Below are 738 nucleotides of genomic sequence, written 5' to 3'. Positions count from 1 at the left end.
ACAATTATTGCAGCCAGTGCGGATACAGCCAGCCCTTGACCGGCTGGATGTGGCCGTCGCCTACGCCATAGGCATCGTAGCGGCCTACTGGCTGGTTGAGCGCACTACGGGCTTTTTTGTGTAGCCGGGGGAGCGCGGTGTAAGAGACAGATGTCCGCTCCGGGTCTTGGCCGTGTAAAAACATCCTTCCCAGGGAAGCCGGTGAGAAGCAAGGATCGGCTCGGTCTCAGGCCACGATCGCAGCGATCAGCGGCTTGGTCCCGACGATGTTCATGACCCGTGTCAGATTGTAGGCCAGGATCGAGAGCGCCATCTCGGCGGCTACTTTTGGAAGCGTTTTGGTCAGGAAGTGTGTCGCCCCCATGCGGGCCTTCATCGTGCCGAACGGATGCTCGACCGTCTCCCGACGCTGGCGCATGGCTTGTGGATTTGCATCAAGGCGCTGCTGCACAGCCTCGAGCAGATGCTCATGCTCCCATCGTGGAATCCGCCGCTCTGGTCCTGTCGTGCACTGGGATTTGAGCGAGCAGTTCTGACAGGCTGTGGTCCAGTAGCGCCTAATCCGCTTACCATCTTCCTCGCCCGTAAAGCGATATAGCAGCCGCTCGCCGGCGGGACAGCGATAGGCGTCCTCCTCCGGTAAATAGATGAAGTCCTGCTTGCCGAAGCGCCCATCTGACTTGGCACCCGACGTCTGCGGCTTGGGCAGAGTTACCGTGATGCCGGCCTCGTGGCAGG

At 60.6% G+C, this 738-nt stretch carries 1 protein-coding gene; it reads right to left on the bottom strand.

Translation table 11 applies throughout. The annotated features are described in order from the left end of the window. Positions 1-226: 226 nt before the first annotated feature. Positions 227-738, bottom strand: a 512-nt coding sequence (locus AC0QUY_RS42650) for a transposase (protein WP_475391734.1), incomplete at its 5' end; no start/stop codon positions are given.

This window comes from Bradyrhizobium sp. WYCCWR15520, assembly GCF_056174665.1.
The sequence above is the reverse complement of the archived record's forward strand: the minus strand, read 5'-3'. Positions and strand labels throughout refer to the sequence as shown.